Raw genomic sequence first — 22152 nt, 5'->3', positions numbered from 1 at the left:
TTTATGCACCTACCTTCCAACTAATGGATCTTGAATATTCATCAAACATTCTCTTATACAGTCCATTTTTCTGCATAAGTTCACCATGCTTTCCGTTCTCCACACATCTTCCATCATCAAATACAACTATTCTGTCAGCATTCATGACAGTACTTAATCTGTGTGCGATCATAATGATCGTCTTACCCTTAGACATTTCCTCAAAAGCCGCCTGAACTTTCGATTCATTGTCCGGATCCGCAAATGCAGTAGCTTCATCAAGAATAAGAATCGGTGCATTCTTAAGCACTGCTCTTGCAATAGTTATTCTCTGCTGTTCACCGCCTGAAAGATAGGTACCTTTCTCGCCTATAACCGTATGTATGCCATTTGGAAGTTTCTCAATGATATCCATGCACTGAGCTTTCTTAAGAGCATCCATTACCTCTTCTTCGGTTGCATCCGGTTTGGCCATTCTTACATTTTCAAAAATAGATTTTTTTATAAGGCGGCTATCCTGGAATACAAATGAAACCATTTTCATCAGTTCACTTGATGGAATCTCCTTAACATTAACGCCACCGACAAGTATCTCTCCTTCACTTACATCGAAGAATCTGACTATCAGTTCTGCAAGGGTCGTCTTACCGGAGCCTGATGGTCCGACTAAAGCGATATGCTCTCCGGAACCGATCTTTAGTGACACATTTTTTACCGCATCTCTTGTTGCATCTTTGTAGCGGTAAGTAACATTCTTAAGTTCTACGCTGTGATCCTTTGGCATTTTACCGGAACTGCTTTCCGGAAGAGGTTGTATTTCCATTATGGATTCCACTCTCATAAGTGCATCAATAAGTGTCATCTCAGCTTCGCCGGAATATGCCACCTTGGTAAGCGCCACGGTAATAAGAGGTGTAATGATTATGTAGTACATAATATTCAGAATGAGTCCGGAAGTTACTCCGTCCTTTGAAAATGCAAATGCCGCTATCACGATAAATACAAAAATTGAATTGATACAGGTCAAAAATGCCGTCATCGGTATTCGAAGCATGATCGTATAGTCTGTCGTCCATTTTCCATATGACTGAATAGCATTTTTGAACCTTTTAAATGAATGTATAGTCTGACCGAAAGTCTTTACAACAGGTATACCTCTGACATACTCTGTTGCCTCGGAACTCATGGTATCAAGTGCATTCTGGTACTGCTTCATTTTCTCCTGCATATCTTTTCCCATCATGGACATAATAACGCAAAATCCTATGACGGCCGGTATCAGACAAATAAGTCCAATCTTCCAGTTAAATGCAAATATCAGAACAAGAAGTCCTATCGGAGTGACCGCTGCAACAGCTTTATCGGGAAGCTGATGAGCTATGAATGTTTCAGTAGCCGCTGTTGAGTCATTTACAACACGTCTTATCTTTCCCGTACCATCTTCATCAAATACTCCAAGTGGAAGTGTGATAATCCTTTTCATCAGGGAACTACGCATATTTGCCTGCACTCTGAATGCTGCTATATGTGTACATAAAAGCGCAGCTATGTATATTAACAAAGACGCAACCGTTAGCAGTACAGCCTGCCATGCATAATGACTTATTCGAGATGTATCCTCGCCTTTTACTGCTATTCTTATGATCTTCCAGAGATCATAATAGGGTATCAGTACGACAATCGCACTGATTGCTGCAATCAATCTTCCGAGCGTGATCAAGTTCTTATGCCCTCCGGCATATTTCCTGATCAGTTTCATGTGATCAAATCCCATTTTCTTGCCCATTTTTATCCTCCTACTGTATATAAATTTATTTATAATAACAACCCACCGCTAAATGATCATGCAACGTGTGGTTAGTTATCATTAGTGCCCGCTTGATAGCTAACAGCATTAAAAAAGAGCCTTACGGCTCTTTAGTTAAATCCCATCATTTTTGACCATCCCGGCATAAAAAAATCATGAAGCGTATTTAAATATTTTTCTATCTTATCCCCATTACAGTCATACATGATTATTTCAAAACATGCTGTTATATATGCTGAAAACAGCACGTGTAATTCCTCCTCTTCAATCTCTTTATCTATACATCTTTTTTCCCTCATGCGCTTAATAGCATCATGAAATATCATCTGACCATCACTCACATAATCACGGATGAAATTTTCATATTTTGTACCTCTTGAACAAGTCATCAATAACTTAAATTCATCGCGTTTCGGTAGTATTACCATGTTTATCAGATCTACAAATGATTCATCAAAAAGTTCTTCCTCATCAAAATCACCATCTAACATCTTCTGCTTCTTCTCGGTATGTTTTCTCGTCCACTCCTTTATGTCATTTATCAAAGGATCCACCATCGCACTAAACATGGCTTCCTTACTGGTATAATGCCTATACAGTCCGGCAGATGTCATCCCCGCACGTGCACCTATACCACGAATCGACGCTGCTTCAAAACCTTTTTCCAGGAATTCCTCTTTGATAGCTTTATTAACCTTTATATGACTCAGTGTTTTATCCTTAGGCATATTCATTCTCCATCTGTCAGTTATCAGTCATATATTTGCTATTTGCCGATCACTTGGCAATCGCATATCAGTCGCATGTTAGTTATTTACAATTTATGTTAGCTATAACTAACAATGTATGATAGCACCTTCAAACTTATTTGTCCATGCCCAAAATAAAAAAGAGCAAACAAACTTGTTTGCCCTAAAATTCAGAACCTTTTACGATTTCATAAGAACAACTCCCACAATTATAATAAATACCACTGCGACCAATTCGCCCAAAGCTAATTTAATGGCATATCCTATGAGATAAATTGTTGCAACTAAAAGAATAAACTTCAGAGGCCCCCATGTATTATTTGTTTTCGGAGTCCTATACGATGAAGTCGTATTCCTGTTGTATGATGCCGCCGTCCTATTACCTGACGAGATACTGTTATTTGATGCAGCTCCACCATACGATGTGCCCCCATTATATGACGTCGCTCCGGTATGTGATGATGTTCCACTATATGACGTTGCTCCGCTATGTGATGATGTTCCACTATATGACGTTGCTCCGCTATACGATGTGCCCCCACTATATGACGTTGCTCCGCTACTACCTGACGTCATATTACGAGTGTTGGAATGTTGATATGGCGCCGGCGGACGATAATTACCTGCAGAATGTCTACTTCCGAAAATAGTAAGAAAATCCTCTTCGTCATAGTCATCCGGATCAAGCCCCGCTTCTTCAAGCGCTTCCCTTCTTTCCGATTCCGACATTAATTCAAGATCTGTCGGATCAAGTCCTGCCATAAGAAGGTCATCTTCAAACTCTTCTTCGAGCTCTTCATTGTCATCATACATACCAGTACGATTCATGTATTCAAAATAATCGAGATCATCCATCGGATCATTAAAATCAAAATCATCAAACCCCATAACAATGTACCTCCTTATTCTTTTATAAGAATATTTTAAAATACATTTATGTGAATATCAATGAACGCGGTTACGAATGTTAACCATCCCTTCTGTCGTCGGAACAAATCCAAGCTTTTCATATAAAGGACGACCTTCCTCGGTTGCATCAAGGCTTATTTCAGTAACTCCACGGTTCCAGGCTTCATCAATCAGCATCGATACCATTTTCTTAGCGATGCCCTTTCTCTGCCATTCTTTCATCGTATATACATTCATGAGATGAGCTCTCTTTCCTGTCGGATGATCAAAGGTCGGCATTATATACATGTAGCATATCGATGCACAGCCTATAACTCTGTTACCATCCATAGCGAGAACCGTTGTATGCTCCCCTTTTTCAAAATATTCTCTACTACATTTGATCAACTCGTCACTGAATTCATATGAAAAGTCAAGATTATTTACAACTTTAAGCATTTCAATCCTACTACTCATCAGAAGCTCCATATCTTCAGCTGTTGCAATCTTATACTCCGGAGCATAACTAAGCTGATCCGGCAAATGATGAAGATACATATCTATAGCATCCGTACTCTCACGTAAAACTTTCATCAGGCTTTCATCCGGATAAGAATGATTATCATGATAATCTATCTCACCTTCACTCTTAGTCTCAAAAGCAAGCTTCTCCTCATTCGTCGAAAACTCTGCATTCACACCTTCCTTATTTCCTCTCGCATCGAGTCTTATCCATTTATCTATTCCGGCTATATAAACCGTATTCATAGCATGAATGCAATATCCTGTATCAGGTGTATCGCCAAGAGTAAGTCGCTGATAGCTAAAGCCTGCAGGGATACCGTTCGCTCTAAGTAAAGCCGCCAAAAGATTCGCCTTTGCCCAGCAGATCCCGACACCCTCCCTGAGTGTATCACTTGCAGATACAGTAACTCTTTTATCCTGTGCATCCCAGGAATGTTTAATCTCATCTCTTACAAAATAAAATGTATTCTTTATAAGCGATAATTCATCCTTTGACTCATTTCTTAATCGCTCCGCCAAACTTTTAATTTCCGGATCGTCATAATCCACATATTCTGATTTTTCTAAATATTCGTTATACATGATGTTCTCCTTTTGCTTCGATCAAAGCAAATCTAAACTTGATCATAGTGTGTACAGTTCGCCCATGTAGTACTGTTCCTGAAAATTTATGGCATCCAGAATATCTTCGGGTGGAATACTCTCTCCATTTAGACTCACAATCCATTTATCTTCCACATCGTTAAGACGGTGATAAACAGCAATAACTTTTCCGGTATAAGTTTTCAGTGGCTTATCGGTTCCAAACACATAAACATCCTGTTCGGCTCCATCACCGGCAAATACACCATCTACATATCCATAATTGATTGGATAGATCATCTCAGGATGCTTCGGGTGACCACTTCCGAGGGGTCTGTCTATCGTACCGCTAACAGATGTTCCAAGCACTTCACTGTAGTCCATGCTGACAATATCAGTTTTGTAAACACGGCTATCATCTCCGTTGATATCTTTCATCATTTTCCAGAAAGTGTAGCCGTATTTCTCATATAAACCTGTCTCACCGGTTGAGATATAAATGTGCTTATGTCCTTCCTTTTTAGCAAGAGAATAGGCGTATTGCAGCAGTTTCCCTGCACGTCTTTTTCCTCTATACTCCGGAAATGTATAAACAAAACCAACCCAAGGTGAAAGTGAAGCATCCTGTATTTCATCCTGCTCAGCATATGTGCAAAATGCAATCAGTTTTTCACCCTCGACAAGAAGAAGCACCTTGGTTGACTCACCGCACAGCTCCTTCAATTTTTGATCCCGGAGCAGCTCATATAAATATTTTCCGGCTCTCCAATCACTTTTTTCAATTTCATTAAGCCAGTGTTCCTTATTGTCACAGGCATAAAATTCTAATATTTTAAAAACACAGTCGTCAAATATCAGCACCTTTGAACCGGACATTCCGATGTCATTGGTCTCATATTTCTTTCCCGCGATCATTTTTCTGATGCTATCCGGAATCAGTAGAAGAACTTTCTCTATAACCTGTTCGTAATCCGCATCTATCAGATCTATAAATTCACCGGTCTTTTCAAATCCTTCTATAAACCTGTTATTATTTTCTTTTATCCAATCGACAGTGCAATCGGAATCATCTAATCTTGACTCTATATCCGAAGCATGTTTTCTTATCTCATGAAAATGAGTGTCGATATATTCTTCCGTCATAGCAAGGCAGAAAAATCTGATATCCCTCAGATATTCCTCTTCAAAATCCTTTCGCCAGTCATACGGAATATAGCATCCTTCGACTATAAGACTCTGCTTATTCTCTATGGCAGTCTTGATCATTTCACGGACTATCGGCCAGACAAATGTCGTCATTTCTTCATCATCTGATGGAGTAAGAAGAGTATTTCCACTTCTGATAAGCCCCATCTTCATATGGTCTATAGAAAAATATGGTATTTTATGTTTTTCCAGCATCCGCTGAGCAAGTAGTGTCTTTCCCGTATGGGACGCCCCTGTTAAAATTATTACCATAGCACCTCCATCATCCCAACAATGTGTCTTAATCTTCTTTTGTCAGAACTTTTTTCTGCCAGCTTTTTTTCCCACATTTAGGGCATTTCATGTATCTTGTCCTGCCAATATGCATAGCAAGATTTGTCTTCCAATAGGTGGGTACGTACCTGTGATGACAATGCTGACATTCATAGTATCCAGCCTTTTGCACAATTCCCACAGCAATAAAAGCGACCGTAAATATCATCACGAAAGCGAATACGATAAGTACGATTCGCAGCCAAACCGGCATCTCTGTAAATGAAGCCACAAATACCATGACCAGCCCGGAAATTACGGTCGGAAACACAATCCAGTATTCCGTCCCGAGCATCTGTCTGTTCTTTTCTTCAACCTCTCGTCTCATCGCCAGCAGGTTTTCTTCTGCCCTTTTGTCATATGCTTCTGCCATAATTCTTTCGCCCGACAGGAGTTCGTTAACGTTTATTTTCAGAAAATCACATAGTTCCAACATGATCCCGGAATCCGGCATTGACTTTCCGGTCTCCCATTTCGAAACCGCCCGATCACTAATTCCGAGCCTCTCAGCAAGTACAGCCTGAGTCATGCCCTGTTCTTTACGACAGGATGCTATGAATTTACCGATTTTGATCTGATCCATATCAGGCACCTCCTTTCATAGTCAAAGCATAACCAAAGGCACTGTGGATTGACACGAACCACAGGTTGATTTCCAGCAACTCTACCTCCGATTGAGTCTCCAACTAAGCCTTCTCTGTTTCATTTTTGAGTCTGTAATAGTCTTCCATATCAAGAGTAAAGCTAATATGGTCTTTTGCACTTCGAAGTCGTTCAAGCAGACAACCGTCTCGACTGTTGTTTACTTGAGTAACCGAATATCATAATATCCTCTACTGCCGCATGTGTGACTTAAGTTTATTACTTCTTATGGATTACCGTATTTATTCCTATTGGCTTAAATCCAAATCCATTTCGAAGGAACATGTCACTGTCATTCCAGGAAAAAGATGGAGTGATTCTTCCCTGAATGACACGTATATTGTCTGAAGTTATACGTTCAATGACAAAGCCGCCATCAAGTTCCGGTTGCTTTTCAAGGATTCCGCTATGAGTGTATTCAATCCTTTTATCAACTCGAAGCAAGTCCATGCCCGAATAATAGTCGGAAACAAACTTCGAATCTGTAATGAGTAAAAATCTTCGCTCCGTATCAGACACCAAAAAATTGTGATATACTTCTTCAAGAACATCTTCGCTCACATCCCCGGAGATATACGCAAAACCACAATAATGCCAAAACAGTACACAGCCTTTGCCATCAAAATAAATATCTCCATCCTGAGTCCCGGTCGCAATTGATACCGGATAAACTCGGTTCGCTGTACACCCTCTGGCATATTTAAGGTCTTCTATATATTCACTTCTGTCTATTTTTCTCAAAACCATATTCTTCATCGTTTTATAATCCATTCGCCCTTCTTGTTTGACCCAATACGACGTATAACATTTTTCTGTACCATAGATCCTAACGTTCTCTTTATAGTCGCATCGGAACATCCAAGAATTCCCGCCATCTTCACATTCAGTTACACATAAGAATCCGCTTTTCGGTTGCTCACACGCTCAAGGAGCACACAGCTTTCGACGTCGTTTTCGTTGATTAACCACTTATTTTCTCAAACTTAAGCTTATATACTATCTTACAGGACAAATCATCTGAAGGTCAAATGGTTCTTCTTCAGCAATTTCTTTTATGGGATTACTTGCCAGATCACTTCCCATTGCTCTGTAAAATGCGATCGTCTCCTCAGAAGAACAGGCAGATATGTACAAAGCCTCTGCACCGGCTTTTCTTGCTTCCTCTTTTCCTGCCTCAAATAGTTTTCTGCCAACGCCTTGTCCTCGGCATTCAGAAGATACCTGCATCATATCAAGAATCATATACGGACCACTAAGCTTCCTTAACAGTCCTATAAAGCCAGCCACTTTATCATTATCTAATGCAATGTATGTAATATATTCATCACTGCATATTTTCTTTGCTATAGCACGCTTTTTGTCCAGGTCCCAATCTTCGGTATATTTGCATTCTACTAATGCATATTCTCCGCCTATTCTGCGATAAACCTTATTTACATCCTGTTTTCTGTTGTATGAATCTAATGAATTCAAACTAAAATTTGTTTCTGATAATAATTCAATTTTGATCAAACAATAATTCTCCTTAATCATTTCCTTTTGAAGAGATACTTACCTTTTCCTTTTCCTTTCATTGGAAGCATGTCTAATAAGGATCCTTCCCCGAATCCTTTATCCTATAGTAATCTTCAGCGTCTTTACCTATCTGCACAAAATCCTACGCATTTCTGGTCCGTTCGATCAATACGATGGTCTCCACATGGGTTGCGAAAACACTATGAATGTCAAACCACCCATTTTTAGGGCTTCGCTCGTAACAGGGAACATATCAACTATATGACAGTCACTACATCCGGGTTAGTCTTATAATAGGTCGCTCTGGAAACTTTACTCTTTTCTAAATATCCGTTTTTCTCCATATTTCCAAGAATCTGCTTTCTGAGGTATGTTGAATCACTAATTCCAAGATGTCCTGCAATTTCCGATACCTTGTGTGCCTTCAAATAACAGAATGACAAGACCTTTCCATCAAGCTCAGTTCCATTAGGAACTGGAGCAAAATTTAAGATAGGTAATGCCTCATCTTCTACTCCATTCTCATAAGTTAAATCAGGAAGTACTAATGTAAAATGATCTGATGATGAATAAATGTATGGTTTATGAGCTTCATCAGCAAATGCATACTCTTCTGTGATTTTATCAAATCCTGTTCCAGCAGCCTCCATTACATTACAGGCTACCAATACTCCTGCTATCAGCTCATTTCTTCTCTTGGATATTACCCCTGACAAGTCATATGTCTTACCAAGTTTTTCTCCCCTGTAAAATCCTCCCGGTGATGATATCTCTAGTCGATCCTTAAATATATCCACTTGGATTTGTGTTCCATCCAAATAGTAATCACGATGTGCCACAGCATTTATCACACCTTCAAACAATGCTCTGGCAGGATATGAATCTATATTAATTCTCTCATCATCCAATTTTATCATTGAATGGTTCATTCTCTGTTTCACAAAGGAAATCTTCATTGCTGGTCTAGGTGTTAAATGCTCATTTACCTGGTTATTAAAATAGTTCCTTTCATTATCAGCATTTCTTCTATCGAAGCCAATTAACTTATTTGTTTTATCTTCTACTCCTATATAAAACTCACCACCAGAAGCGTTGGCAAATCCTGCAATACTTTTTAACCAGCCAACAACATCTTCACGATTCAAAACCCCTTTTGTCTCAAATTTATCACTCTCCAACTACACATCTTCAATTATCTCTTCCAAATACGTGACAATTCACCTCTCGTTCTTGAACTACTTCAATACCACTTCAATGTTACTTCAATGTCAACTTCAAATGAACTTCAATTTACTTTGAACTTCCTACTCTGTCCCAAAAAACATGGATAATCTGCAAATCTATTAATCAATCCAAATCACGAAATTACCAACACCGGATGTATCCTATTTTCTTGGAAATAACCGAAATTTCCATATCATTAACTGGTGTATTTTTCTGTTAAAATCTCTTCGATTACATCAAGTGCATATTTAATCTTTTCCATATCTAAATTTGAATAATTGATTATAAAATAGTGTGATTTATTTTCTTCATTTAGCAGATTATAATCTGACAAGGTATTTATTCGTATTCCTCGTTCCATAAGTTTATGTTCTATTTCTTGATCAGAAATAGTGGTTTTCAGTTTAAGAAGAAAATGAAGTCCAGAATCATTTTCCCATATTTCACAGTATGGAACAAGTTTGCTTTGCATAACGACATCCATAACCAATGCTCTCTTTTTCATATAATACAAACGCATTCGGTTAATATGTTTTTCAAAATATCCCTGTCTAATAAATTCAGCAAGCGTATATTGTTCAAAATTTGACACCGTGCAAGAATAAAAATATAACGAACGAAATAAAAGATATACTAAATGCACTGGCAAAACCATATAGCTAATACGGATCGTAGGGGATAAAGACTTTGAGAATGTATTCATATAGATCACTTTTTCACAAGAATCAATAGAAAATAAAGTTGGCATTGGCTTTCCTACTGTTCTAAACTCGCTGTCATAATCATCCTCTATAATATACCTTCCATCCTTTTCATTAGCCCATGACAGTATCTCATACCTTCTTTTTGCAGGCATAGTTATACCCGTAGGGAAATGATGATTAGGACAAATATGTGCCACATCCGCTTGTGAATGTTCTAATCCCTCTACCGTGACTCCTTGCTTATCCATGGACGCAAATCTACAATCTATTCCACGTTGTTTATATATTTGAACAAGCTTCTTATATCCTGGCGATTCTATAACGTAATTCTTTTCATTCCCCAATAGCTCCGTCAGCAAACCATAAAGATACTCCGTTCCAGCACCTACCATTATCTGATTAGGATCTACAATCATTCCTCGAAAAGATCTTAAATGATCTGAAATTGCTTCTCTTAATTCTTTTACACCGCATACAGGTGACGTCCTCATCAGTTCTTCTTTTTTACCAGCCATAACCTCTCGTGATATTTTTGTCCAAACAGAAAATGGAAACATATCAGACGAAACACTATTTCCAGAAATATCAATTTCATACATTTCCTTCTCCGGAATAGTAATATCGTAGGTTATATGTCCCGAAGGAACTACTCTGCTGGTCATTTCCTGAAGATCTGACACATAATAGCCTTTCTTGGGTATTGTACATACATATCCCTCACTAATCAACTGGTCATATGCATTCTGAATCGTTATGGTACTAATCCCATGATTATTAGCAAAGCTTCTTTTAGATGGAAGCCTTGTTCCTGGCAGAATATTTCCCGATAATATATCATTTTTAATACATTTATAGATATATTCATATATCGGACAATCTATATTTTCAAAATTATATGTCAGCATATTCTTCTCTCCATCTGGAATATTATTTATTACGTGTTTGAGCATTTTTTTATAACCAGTCTAATTGTATAATAGCTTTCATAAAAATACAAACAATATTTTGAAGGAGGATACTATAAATGAGTCAAACACAATATGAATTAAACAAAGGCTTAGCCCAAATGTTAAAGGGTGGCGTGATTATGGATGTAACTACACCTGAGCAGGCAAAAATTGCAGAAGCAGCTGGTGCATGTGCCGTAATGGCCCTTGAAAGAATTCCTGCAGACATTCGTGCAGCTGGTGGTGTATCAAGAATGAGTGATCCAAAAATGATTAAGGGAATACAGGAAGCTGTCAGCATTCCTGTCATGGCAAAATGCCGTATCGGACATTTTGTTGAAGCTCAGATACTAGAAGCCATTGAAATAGATTATATTGATGAATCTGAAGTACTTTCACCTGCAGATGATATCTACCATATTGATAAACAAAAATTTAAGGTTCCATTTGTGTGTGGAGCCAGAGATCTTGGAGAAGCCCTTAGAAGGATCAACGAAGGCGCATCCATGATTCGCACCAAAGGTGAACCAGGTACTGGAGATGTCGTACAGGCAGTCCGTCATATGAGAAAGATGAATTCAGAAATAAGAAAAATTACTGCTATGTCAAAGGATGAATTATACGAAGAAGCAAAGCAGCTTCAGGTTCCATTTGATTTGATTTTGTATGTTCACGAAAATGGTAAGCTTCCCGTTGTAAATTTTGCAGCTGGTGGAGTAGCAACTCCAGCTGACGCAGCGCTTATGATGCAGCTTGGGGCAGAAGGTGTATTCGTAGGTTCAGGTATTTTCAAGTCAGGTGATCCTGCAAAAAGAGCCGCAGCCATTGTTCAGGCTGTAACCAATTATAAGGATGCAAAGCTGATTGCAAAGCTTTCTGAAGATTTAGGTGAAGCTATGGTCGGTATAAATCCAAGTGAGATAAAAATTATTATGGAAGAACGAGGAAAGTAGAATATGAGAATTGGAATCCTAGCAGTTCAAGGGGCATTTATAGAACATGAAAAACAACTTGTTTCCATTGCCGATCATTTTGACGAACAGATAGAGTGCATTGAAATACGACAAAAAACAGATTTGGAAAATCTGAATGGAATCATTCTTCCCGGAGGTGAGAGTACTGTCCAAGGAAAACTAATAAGAGACCTTGAAATCTTCAATACATTACAAGCCATGATTCTCCAAGGTGTTCCAACACTTGCTACCTGTGCTGGTCTTATTCTTCTTGCACAGACACTGGAGAATGATTCTACAAAGCATCTATCCACACTTCCTGTCACAGTTCAGCGAAATGCATATGGAAGACAACTTGGAAGTTTTTCTGTCTCTTCTAATGTAGGAGAGATAGAAAATTTCCCTCTGGTTTTTATTCGAGCTCCATATATTACAAATGTTTCGCCAGATACAAAAAGACTGGTATCAGTTGATCAACATATCGTAGGTGTAGAATATAAAAATCAAATTGGATTAGCTTTCCACCCCGAAATGACAAACGATACCAGGATTCATGAATACTTTTTGCAAAAAGTTATCAATCATTCAAATAATCAGGATCGATTCTGACCATCTCAGCAAGCGCTTTGTTTCTGTAATTCAAGTCGTCACGAAGCGTAAATCCCTGTGATTCCCAAAAAGCATTGCCTTTTTCATTCTTTTTAAATGCTACAAGCAAAACTTTATTAATTCCTTCTTCTTTCAGAGCAGTGAGTGCCAGATTTACCAACTCTGTGCCTATACCCATACGTCTGCAATCAGGGGATACACAGGCATGCTGTATGATACCGCGTCTTCCGTCATGCCCACAGAGAATTACTCCAACGACCTTTTCGTCAATTATCGCGACAAAGGATGTTCCCGGATTTCTCTTTAAATATTTTTCGATGCCCTCTCTGGAATCATCCTTATCATTAAGCCCGTTCCCGCATTTGATCCAAAGGGCATAAGCGGCTTCATAATCATCTATGTTCATTATCCTGTAAATCGGCATTTCCAAAAAACTCCTTCTCTCTTAGTCTTTAATCACTTAGCTGTCCTATTCACAGATTGATGATCCATTCGCCCTTCTTGTTTGACCCGATACGACGTATAACATTTTTCTGTACCATAGATCCTAACGTTCTCTTTATAGTCGCATCGGAACATCCAAGAATTCCCGCCATCTTCACATTCAGTTACACATAAGAATCCGCTTTTCGGTTGCTCACACGCTCAAGGAGCACGATGGATTCCACATGCTGTGTATTTGGAAATTCATCCACAGCACAGCCTTTAATTACTTCATATCCATTTTCTTTAAGAATGATGAGATCTCTTGCAAGCGAAGTTGGTTTACAACTTATATATACCAAGTTTTTAACACCATAATCGATTATCTTTGTCAATGCCTTCGGATGAATTCCATCTCTCGGTGGATCTAAGATGATAAGATCCGGCTTATCCTCAACCTCATCTAGTTTTTTCAAAACATCTCCTGCTATGAATTCGCAGTTTTTAAGTTTATTTCTCTTAGAATTTTCTTTCGCTGCCTCTACCGCTTCCTCAACGATTTCAATTCCTATAACCTTCTCAGCTACAGGTGCCATAAGCTGCGCGATAGTACCTGTTCCACTGTAAAGATCGTAAACTGTTCCTACCAGTTTTCCATCTTTCTCAGACTTCTCGTTCTCGGAAGAATCCTTATTCAGAGCCCAAAGTACATATTCTCGAACCTTGCTGTATAACACTTCGCATCCCCTGGTATTTGTCTGGAAAAATGAAAATGGAGATATCTTGAATTTAAGTCCCAGCACCTCTTCGATAAGATAATCCTGACCATAAAGCAGTGTAGTTGAGTCACTCTTAACAAAATCAGCCACAGAATCATTTTCTGTATACAAAATTCCCGCTATCTTACTGTAGCTTTCAAGGCTTTCAAACTTGCCTGATTCAGACAATGCAACAAGGCCCGAAACATATTCAGGAAGACAAAGTTCTTCTATGATCTCATTTCGTCTTTCGCCGGAAATAACATCTAAAACAGTTTTTTCCTTCTTATCTTCTTTGCTTTCCACGTCCAGCGCATGTTTTGTAGTTGTAACAAGATTTATGAGAATTCCACCGTCTGCCGCAGACTGTCTTATTACAAGATTTCTGAGGATACCGGTATGCTGCATTTTTTTATAAAATGAAACATTCTTCTCTCTGAAAAAGTTCTGAGTATATTTTAAAATTTCATTCCATGAATTATTAACTATGGCACATCCGTCTATCGGAAGAATATCAAAATTTGAATACTGTCTATGAAGTCCTAATGTGAGCGGTCCGTCCTTTTGAGCATCTCCGAATGTGAATTCCATTTTATTCCTGTAATGCCACTGGGCAGGTGAGGCAAGTATGCCTTCCCATGCATAAGTACCCTCGCCAATAGCACCGTCAATCAGTTCCTTAACCATTTTCTCCTTAACACGAAGCTGATTAGTATAAGAAAGAGTTTGATATGTACATCCGCCACATTCAAAAAAATGAGGACAGAGCGGTTTTTTATTTTCAAGCTTTGACTGCTTCAGTGTATCTACAACTGCAGCTTCAAACAGTCCTGACTTTTTCTTAATGATCCTAGCTCTGACTGTCTGTCCCGGAATTGTTCCTTTAACCGTTACTCTCTTATCCTCAACCATCATGCTTCCCTTATTTGGAAAGCTGAATTTATCAATTACGCCCTCAACAATATCGCCTTTTTTCAATACTGCCTCCTTATCATCCTATACCACTGTATATATCAATAAATAATCATTTGAAAATATAGTGAAATGCAGGTGTTTCGGTCGCCTTAACATAAATATCACCTGTAAATTTCACAATCACGAACTACTTGGCAAATAAATTACCGCAGCATCTAAATATGACAAAATTCAAATGACAGATTTCCTTCTTCATCCGCTGTCATTACGACATATGTTTTCTTTCCGTCAGCCTGTCTCGGAAGTGAGCAGCTGCCCGGATTAAGTACAACCATTTTATACTCCGTCTCTCTTCCATCATAGAAATACGGAACATGAGTATGTCCGAATAAAGCTATATCACAACCAACTTCTCTGGCTGCATATTCAAGTCTGAAAGTATCTCCTCTTACCGCATACTTATGCCCATGCACAGCAAATATTCTATGCGGCAGCAGATTTATTATTTGGCACTCCTGAAGCTTATAATCAAGATCACAATTTCCTCTTACAAAATAACAAGGACATCCGGCACTCTGCTTGATCTTCTCCGTATCATCTTCGATATCCCCAAGATGAATGAGCATATCAAACGGTCCTGATTTTTTTATCGCTTTCTCTACATTTTCAGTATGCCTATGAGAATCACTGATTATTAGAATTCTCTTCTTTTCCATCATTATTTCCCAAACATTCTCTCATCATTCTGAGAGCCTTTCCTCTATGACTGATTGCATTTTTCTGCTCCGGAGACAGTTCGGCCGACATGCATCCGAACTCAGGAATAAAGAGAATAGGATCATATCCAAATCCATTTTCGCCTTTTTCCTCATATCCTATCCTGCCCTCCATTGTGGCAATCTTAACTTCTTCTCTTCCATCAGGAAATACAGCCGCAACTGCACATACAAATCTTGCTGTTCTATCCTCGTCAGCTACACCTTCAAGTCTGCTTATGAGATTCGCATTCTTGATATGATAAGAAGTATCTTCTCCCATATATCTGGCTGAATATATTCCCGGCTCTTTATTAAGCGCATCAATCTCGAGCCCCGAATCATCGGCAAGTACTATCGCATCACAATATTTTGCAACCTCTCTCGCCTTGATAAGAGCATTTTCAGCAAATGTTTTTCCGTCTTCTACTATTTCCGGATTGATCCCTGCTTCCTTCATAGAAAGGATTTCATATGGAAGTCCTTCCATGATCATTCTTATCTCGCGCATTTTATCTTTATTTCCTGTTGCAAATATTATCTTCTGCATTTCTTCCTCCTTACTCATACCAATCGTACTGTATTCTTCCATCGGCAAACATATATTTACATTAAGTTATTCATCCGTATTCTCGCCGGCTTCGTCACCTGACTTTTCACCTGCGTTCACACCGGCTTCGTCACCTGACTTTTCACCTGCATTCTTACCGGTTTCATCACCGGATTTTTCACCCGCATTCACACCGGTTTCTTCAGGGCTCGCTTCTGTCTCGGCGTCACCATCTATATCATCAGTAAATGCCTTGAGGCACACATTACATTTCTGTCCTGTTTCAGCACTATGCCACACATCGCCGTAAAGACTTATATATCCCTCGCCATCTGTGATATCGGCCATATTAGTTCTGTCGTCCGCTCTATACTCAATAGCAATCGGCTTTGTACTATTTGGTGTGATGATATTTACCACAACCGCAAACTTCTCTCCAGCCTTCAGATTAACCTTATCTTCTACACGAACAGTATAATAACCGCTGTATCGCATCTCTCCGGATGCTATAAGATATTTATTGTCAAATGATTTGTCGCTCTCGAAGTCATGAACAACATAAACCGAAAACTTCGTATCATCGTCTGTTGTATAAAATGAAACCGCAGATAATTTCTCATCCTTTTTAGCTGTATAAACATTTGAAAAATATCCGCTGTCACTTCCGAAACCTATCTGTCCAACCCAGCCCATTAAATCCGACTGGTAGATATTATCAAAGTTATCATCGCCCATAAGTTTAGTATAAACTATAGACTGACTGCATATATTTACATCTTCATATGAGACATAGAAGAATCCATCCTCGCCAAATTCATTTCCCCAACTGTTCTTGCAGATGTATGCTCCATTTTTCTCAGGCATACTCCTGAAATTTTCTCTAGGATAATTATCGTCCCATCCGACTATAACGATATCGTGATTTGAAGCCTTGTCGCCATTATAGTAATATGCCGCAGTTTCCTCGTTGTAAAATTCAGAATAATCTCCGGTATATGACATCTGCAGGTAAAGTGAAGTCTCTACTCCGCCATATCTGAAAATAGCTCTCTTAATGGTATCATCATTTCTATTCTTAATGATGATTGCTTCTTCCAGATGCTTTACTGCTTTAAGGGACTTGTTGGTATAACCGTCACCATATCTGTCATCTTCTTCATATACAGGTCCCTGCCATGCAGCAAGATAAGCTATACTTACTGTATGTTCTCCACCTGTTGACAGATTAAGATTGTAGCTGTTATTCAGCGTCATATGCTCAGTAGAATAAATATTCTCCTGAAGAGGCATGAGTGTAGTCTCAAGCGCCCCAAGAGACGCAAATGCCCAGCATGTCCCGTATCTTCCCTGATCTCTTACAGGAGTAACACGTCCCATTTCTCTAAGATCATACTTTTCCGGAAGGCTTGTCTGAATGTTGCCACGCACAAAATTAATGCTGTTTTCTATATAATCATATTCACATTTGTAATCCAGATAATCAGAAAGTCCATCTGCCGGAATATATAAAATATCATCGACCAAAGTTGGATTTCCCTTTGACTCATGGCTTGCCTTATCAACAGTATAGCCATTCTTATCAAGATTCATAATGATGCTGATGTTGCCCTTATCAATCCTTATTCTGCCGTCCTTATATCTAAATACGGAACAAGCCATTACTTCCTCAAAAAAATCTTCTTCTACAAGGATATTCAGATTTTCATCCATATATGCCTTGTAAAAATCTCCAAGACTTTTATCCGCAAGTTTTACAGCTACAGGTTTACTTTCATTTCTTGAAAGTGTATCTGTCTTATAGGTTTCAACTGCCGCATCGTAATTTTGTGATTTTTTTATCTCGCCTGATTTTTTATTTGAAATTTTATAAAATCCAAGTGCTGCTATAATAAGCAGCACCAATACAAAGATTCCCCTTTTCAATTCGTTAAAACCTTCTTAAAATATTATTTATCCTACCCCAAATTTCGCCGGTAATCTATTCCTTTACCAATCAATTTTAGTCCTGTAAGCTTACACCGGCATCACATATACCGGTGATATTTCGCCGGTAATATTTACCGACATTTATTCTCCATTTACCGGTGTTATTTACCGACACTTACTCTCCGTTTGTCGGTTTTCTCTTAGGTGGCTTAGCACCCATATATGAAAGAAAATATGATTTGATCATACCGTTGTAAATCTTTCTGTTCTTATCGGCCTTGCGACCAAGGTAACGTTCAGCATCTTCATAAGAAGTGATGATAAACATTGACCAATCTTTGAGACCTCTGTAGCTCTCACCTATCATGTTATAAAGTTCAGGTAAAGCTTCCTTTTCCTCAAGTCTTTCACCATAAGGCGGATTTGTTATCAAAAATCCGTATGGCTTAGGATTACGAAGATCTCTTACATTTCTTGCCTGGAAATGAATATATTTGTCGACTCCAGCCTCCTTCGCATTCTGGATAGCACATTTAACCATCTCAGAATCAAGATCGTAGCCCTGAATATTCATCTCTATATCTGTCTTTTCCAAAGATGCAGCTTCATCGTAGGCTTCATACCATTCCTTCTTAGTCATGAATTTAAGCCATTTGTCTGAAGTAAATTCTCTGTTGAGTCCCGGAGCAATATTCGCTCCTATCATAGCTGCTTCGATTGGAAATGTTCCACTACCGCAAAATGGATCCACGAGTATACGGTCGCTTCTCCAAGGTGTAAGCATTATAAGTGCCGCCGCAAGTGTCTCAGATATTGGTGCCTTACCAACAAGCTTCCTATATCCTCTCTTATGAAGGGAAACACCTGTAGTATCAAGAGTTACTTCCACCTCATCTTTAAGTATAAATATCCTTACCGGATATTCATCGCCATCCTCATCAAAATGACTTGTGTGGTAGGTCTTACTCATTCTGTCAACCATAGCCTTTTTAACAATCGACTGAATAGCAGAAGCACTGAAAAGCGCACTTCTGTTGGTCGTAGCCTTGGTTACCCAGAACTTTGCATTTCTTGGAAGATATCTCTCCCATGGAATATCCTTAACACCTTCAAATAAGTCATCAAATGTGGTAGCCCTAAAGCTACCACATTTAAGAAGTATTCTCTCTGCAGTTCTGATGAAAATATTCGCTCTGGCAATAGCTTTTGAATCACCTTCAAAAGTTACTCTTCCGTCGCTTACATTTATTATATTATATCCGAGATCCTGAATCTCTCTCTTAAGCACTGATTCAAGTCCAAAATGACATGGTGCTATAAGAGTAAACTTTTCATCGTTCATATAAATCTCCAAAAATCCTCCGAACCGGTTAACAGTTCATCAGACATAAATTACAGAGTAAAAACTTTTATTACTCTCCAAGTCTTGCCTTAAGTTTAGCTGTCATATCTTCGAATCCCGGCTTGCCAAGAAGTGCAAACATGTTCTTCTTGTAACTTTCAACACCAGGCTGGTTAAATGGATTTACACCAAGTGTATAACCACTTACACCACATGCAAACTCAAATTTATAGAAAAGCTCTCCAAGTGAAAGCTCATCGATAGCATCCATATCTATTCTGATATTTGGAACATCACCGTCAACATGTGCAAGGATAGTACCGTTCATAGCACACTTGTTGATGAAGTCAACATCCTTACCTGCAAGATAGTTAAGGCCATCGAGATCTGTCTCCTCAAGCTGCATTGTAACAACTTTTCTAGGATTAAGAACATTGATAAATGTTTCAAAATGATTCTTTGTTCCTTCCTGGATAAACTGTCCAAGTGAATGAAGATCTGTTGTGAAATCAACAGCTGTAGGGAAGATACCCTTTCCGTCTTTTCCTTCGCTTTCTCCGTAGAGCTGCTTCCACCACTCTGATACATAATGAAGTGATGGCTCGAAGTTACCGAGAATCTCCATTCCAAGACCTGCCTTCTCATGAAGCACATTTCTTACTGCAGCATATTTAAGAGCATCATTATTATCAAAATCATTATTAAGACAGTACTCTCTTCCGTTTGCAGCACCCTGCATAAGAAGATCGATATCAGCACCTGAAACAGCAATTGGAAGAAGTCCTACTGCTGTAAGTACTGAGAATCTGCCTCCGATATCATCAGGAACAACGAATGTCTCATATCCTTCAGAGTTAGCGAGTGTCTTAAGAGCACCCTTTTCCTTATCTGTTGTTGCATAAATTCTCTTAGAAGCTTCAGCCTTACCATACTTCTTCTCAAGAAGTTCCTTGAAGATTCTAAATGCAACAGAACACTCTGTTGTTGTACCTGATTTACTTATAACATTAATAGAAAAATCCTTATCTGCAAGTACATCTACAAGTTCTGCATAGTATGTACTGCTGAGGTTGTTACCACAATAATAAATTTCAGGAGTCTTACGAACATTCTTATCAACCATATTATAGAATGAATGACGAAGCGCCTCGATAGTTGCTCTTGCTCCGAGATATGAACCACCGATACCAATAACTAAAAGCACATCAGAATCATCCTTGATCTTTGCGGCAGCTTTCTTAATTCTGTCAAACTCTTCCTTATCGTAATTTACAGGAAGATCGATCCATCCAAGGAAGTCATTTCCTTCTCCTGTCTTCTCAACAAGAGTCTTCTTAGCCTCTAAAACACGAGACTTTATAGCCTCAATATCCGCATCTTTTGCCATAAATTTTGCATTGCTGAAATCAAATGAAATTTTCTGTGTCATTATCTTACACTCCTTTTCTAAACTCTTTATGAAAGGCTGTCTGCTCTTCCATGTCCCCTTGCACATCAAGCATATGCACATTCCATTAAATGATAGCAAATGCCCCATGGTTTTTCAATGAAAAATATATTATATATTTATAAATTGCAATCATCATTTTTTAGTCATATAATTGGAAGTTGAAAAAATGAGACAATAAGGAGTCGTAATGAAAAAGATAATACTTACAGGTGGCGGAACCGCCGGTCACGTCACACCTAATATCGCTCTTATGCCACGTCTTAAAGAGCTTGGCTACGAGATACATTATGTTGGAAGTTATGAAGGTATTGAGAAAAAACTTATAGAAGAACTGGGTATCCCTTATCACGGGGTTTCATCCGGAAAGCTGAGAAGATATTTTGATTTCAGAAATTTTATAGATCCTTTTAAAGTTGTGATCGGATATTTACAGTCTAAAAAGCTCATGAGAAAGATCAAACCTGATATTGTTTTCTCAAAGGGTGGATTCGTAAGTATGCCTGTTACACGTGCAGCTGCCAAAAAGCATATTCCTGTCATTCTTCATGAATCTGATATGACTCCGGGACTTGCCAACAGACTTGCACTTAAAAAGGCTGATAAAATATGTTGCAATTTCCCTGAAACTTCTAAAACCCTTCCTGATGGAAAGGCCGTAGTTACAGGAACACCTATACGAGAAGAACTTTTCAAAGGTGATAAAGAAGCAGCTAAAAAATTCTGTGGATTCACAGATGATAAACCTGTCATCCTTTTCATCGGAGGAAGTTCGGGCAGCCAGATCATAAATGACAATTTAGCAAAATGTATAGATACTCTCCTTGAGGATTTCAATATCATCCACCTTACCGGAAAAGGCAAGGCCAACAAGGAAAATGCCAATAAGGCAGGTTATGTTCAGTTTGAATATATCAAGAAGGAACTTGCAGATCTTTTTGCTTTAGCGGATATAGCCGTTTCCAGAGCAGGTGCAAATGCTATATGCGAGCTTCTTGCTTTACGTAAGCCAAATGTGCTTATCCCTCTTTCACTCGGAGCCAGCAGAGGCGATCAGATCTTAAATGCAGCTTCATTTGAGAAGAGCGGTTACAGCAAGCTTCTTAAAGAAGAGGACATGACTCCTGACACACTGGTAAGTGCTATAAAGGAAGCATATAATAACCGTGAGAATTATATTGAATCAATGAGTAAAAGTCAGCAGAGTGATGCCATCACAAAGATCACAGAACTGATTGAAACACTTGTTAATAAAAATCCTGTTAAATAAATACTCTTTTACAAATATACAATGTAAGATTCATGTATCAATTTTCTTATACTGATTTGTATTTTAAATATTTATAAGCAAAAAAAATTACCGACTGTTCAGCCGGTAATTTTTTTTTTGCCTT

Annotated in this window: 21 protein-coding genes; 3 read left to right on the top strand and 18 right to left on the bottom strand. The window is 38.6% G+C overall.

Annotation, left to right across the window (positions count from 1 at the left end; all coding sequences use genetic code 11):
• Window position 1 precedes the first annotated feature (1 nt).
• From B5D25_RS02430 to pdxR, 10 genes are all read right to left on the bottom strand, one after another.
• Window positions 2-1765: an ABC transporter ATP-binding protein gene (locus tag B5D25_RS02430; protein ID WP_078786153.1), complete on the bottom strand. Its 1764-nt coding sequence runs from the start codon at window positions 1763-1765 to the stop codon at window positions 2-4.
• 131 nt (window positions 1766-1896) lie between these two features.
• Window positions 1897-2514, bottom strand: a complete 618-nt coding sequence (locus B5D25_RS02425; protein ID WP_159444055.1) for a TetR/AcrR family transcriptional regulator — start codon at window positions 2512-2514, stop codon at window positions 1897-1899.
• A gap of 201 nt (window positions 2515-2715) precedes the next feature.
• Window positions 2716-3423 carry a hypothetical protein gene (locus tag B5D25_RS12995; RefSeq protein WP_176755065.1) on the bottom strand — a complete coding sequence of 236 codons (708 nt, stop codon included), beginning with the start codon at window positions 3421-3423 and terminating at the stop codon, window positions 2716-2718.
• A gap of 57 nt (window positions 3424-3480) precedes the next feature.
• Window positions 3481-4530: a GNAT family N-acetyltransferase gene (locus B5D25_RS13095; RefSeq protein WP_242870164.1), complete on the bottom strand. Its 1050-nt coding sequence runs from the start codon at window positions 4528-4530 to the stop codon at window positions 3481-3483.
• A gap of 42 nt (window positions 4531-4572) precedes the next feature.
• Window positions 4573-5988, bottom strand: coding sequence for a GNAT family N-acetyltransferase (locus B5D25_RS13225; RefSeq protein ID WP_078786151.1), 1416 nt, complete (start codon window positions 5986-5988; stop codon window positions 4573-4575).
• 28 nt (window positions 5989-6016) lie between these two features.
• Window positions 6017-6631 carry a helix-turn-helix domain-containing protein gene (locus tag B5D25_RS02405; protein ID WP_078786150.1) on the bottom strand — a complete coding sequence of 205 codons (615 nt, stop codon included), beginning with the start codon at window positions 6629-6631 and terminating at the stop codon, window positions 6017-6019.
• 278 nt (window positions 6632-6909) lie between these two features.
• A complete protein-coding gene (locus B5D25_RS02400; protein WP_078786149.1) occupies window positions 6910-7461 on the bottom strand; it encodes a hypothetical protein in 552 nt (183 codons plus the stop codon).
• Window positions 7462-7686: 225 nt separating this feature from the next.
• The gene (locus B5D25_RS02395; protein WP_078786148.1) at window positions 7687-8202 is read right to left on the bottom strand and encodes a GNAT family N-acetyltransferase; all 516 of its coding nucleotides are present in this window, start codon (window positions 8200-8202) and stop codon (window positions 7687-7689) included.
• Window positions 8203-8462: 260 nt separating this feature from the next.
• Window positions 8463-9383 (bottom strand): ATP-binding protein, encoded by a 921-nt coding sequence (locus B5D25_RS02390; RefSeq protein WP_242870163.1) that lies wholly within the window; start codon window positions 9381-9383, stop codon window positions 8463-8465.
• 242 nt (window positions 9384-9625) lie between these two features.
• Window positions 9626-11038 carry a MocR-like pyridoxine biosynthesis transcription factor PdxR gene (pdxR, locus tag B5D25_RS02385; RefSeq protein WP_078786147.1) on the bottom strand — a complete coding sequence of 471 codons (1413 nt, stop codon included), beginning with the start codon at window positions 11036-11038 and terminating at the stop codon, window positions 9626-9628.
• A gap of 119 nt (window positions 11039-11157) precedes the next feature.
• Between pdxR and pdxS the strand changes: the two genes are divergently transcribed.
• Entirely contained in the window at window positions 11158-12033 is an 876-nt protein-coding gene (pdxS, locus tag B5D25_RS02380) for a pyridoxal 5'-phosphate synthase lyase subunit PdxS (protein WP_078786146.1), read from the top strand.
• Window positions 12034-12036: 3 nt separating this feature from the next.
• Window positions 12037-12642: a pyridoxal 5'-phosphate synthase glutaminase subunit PdxT gene (gene pdxT, locus B5D25_RS02375; RefSeq protein ID WP_078786145.1), complete on the top strand. Its 606-nt coding sequence runs from the start codon at window positions 12037-12039 to the stop codon at window positions 12640-12642.
• Here the strand turns inward: pdxT and B5D25_RS02370 are convergent.
• The 8 genes from B5D25_RS02370 to B5D25_RS02340 all read right to left on the bottom strand — a co-directional run bounded on the left by B5D25_RS02370 (window position 12611) and on the right by B5D25_RS02340 (window position 20740).
• Entirely contained in the window at window positions 12611-13066 is a 456-nt protein-coding gene (locus tag B5D25_RS02370; protein ID WP_176755063.1) for a GNAT family N-acetyltransferase, read from the bottom strand. The two genes, pdxT and B5D25_RS02370, sit on opposite strands and share 32 nt — an antisense overlap.
• Window positions 13067-13115: 49 nt before the next feature.
• Complete coding sequence (locus B5D25_RS13180) at window positions 13116-13238, bottom strand: hypothetical protein (RefSeq protein ID WP_278286080.1); 123 nt, start codon at window positions 13236-13238, stop codon at window positions 13116-13118.
• Between the two features lie 12 nt (window positions 13239-13250).
• Entirely contained in the window at window positions 13251-14801 is a 1551-nt protein-coding gene (locus B5D25_RS02365) for a class I SAM-dependent RNA methyltransferase (RefSeq protein ID WP_176755062.1), read from the bottom strand.
• 152 nt (window positions 14802-14953) lie between these two features.
• Entirely contained in the window at window positions 14954-15454 is a 501-nt protein-coding gene (locus B5D25_RS02360; RefSeq protein WP_159444054.1) for a YfcE family phosphodiesterase, read from the bottom strand.
• A complete protein-coding gene (locus B5D25_RS02355; protein WP_078786143.1) occupies window positions 15423-16043 on the bottom strand; it encodes an XTP/dITP diphosphatase in 621 nt (206 codons plus the stop codon). The genes B5D25_RS02360 and B5D25_RS02355 overlap by 32 nt, the downstream gene beginning before the upstream one ends.
• A gap of 66 nt (window positions 16044-16109) precedes the next feature.
• On the bottom strand, window positions 16110-17966 hold the full coding sequence (locus B5D25_RS02350; protein ID WP_078786142.1) for a lectin like domain-containing protein: 1857 nt from the start codon (window positions 17964-17966) through the stop codon (window positions 16110-16112).
• A gap of 178 nt (window positions 17967-18144) precedes the next feature.
• The gene (locus B5D25_RS02345) at window positions 18145-19311 is read right to left on the bottom strand and encodes a THUMP domain-containing class I SAM-dependent RNA methyltransferase (RefSeq protein WP_078786248.1); all 1167 of its coding nucleotides are present in this window, start codon (window positions 19309-19311) and stop codon (window positions 18145-18147) included.
• 70 nt (window positions 19312-19381) lie between these two features.
• On the bottom strand, window positions 19382-20740 hold the full coding sequence (locus B5D25_RS02340; RefSeq protein WP_078786141.1) for a glucose-6-phosphate isomerase: 1359 nt from the start codon (window positions 20738-20740) through the stop codon (window positions 19382-19384).
• Between the two features lie 208 nt (window positions 20741-20948).
• Between B5D25_RS02340 and B5D25_RS02335 the strand changes: the two genes are divergently transcribed.
• Window positions 20949-22028 carry an undecaprenyldiphospho-muramoylpentapeptide beta-N-acetylglucosaminyltransferase gene (locus tag B5D25_RS02335; RefSeq protein WP_078786140.1) on the top strand — a complete coding sequence of 360 codons (1080 nt, stop codon included), beginning with the start codon at window positions 20949-20951 and terminating at the stop codon, window positions 22026-22028.
• The last annotated feature ends 124 nt before the right edge of the window (window positions 22029-22152 follow it).

The sequence above is a fragment of the Eubacterium ruminantium genome, from assembly GCF_900167085.1.
GTDB lineage: Bacteria > Bacillota > Clostridia > Lachnospirales > Lachnospiraceae > Eubacterium_Q > Eubacterium_Q ruminantium.
This window is presented reverse-complemented; position numbering and strand designations above follow the sequence as displayed.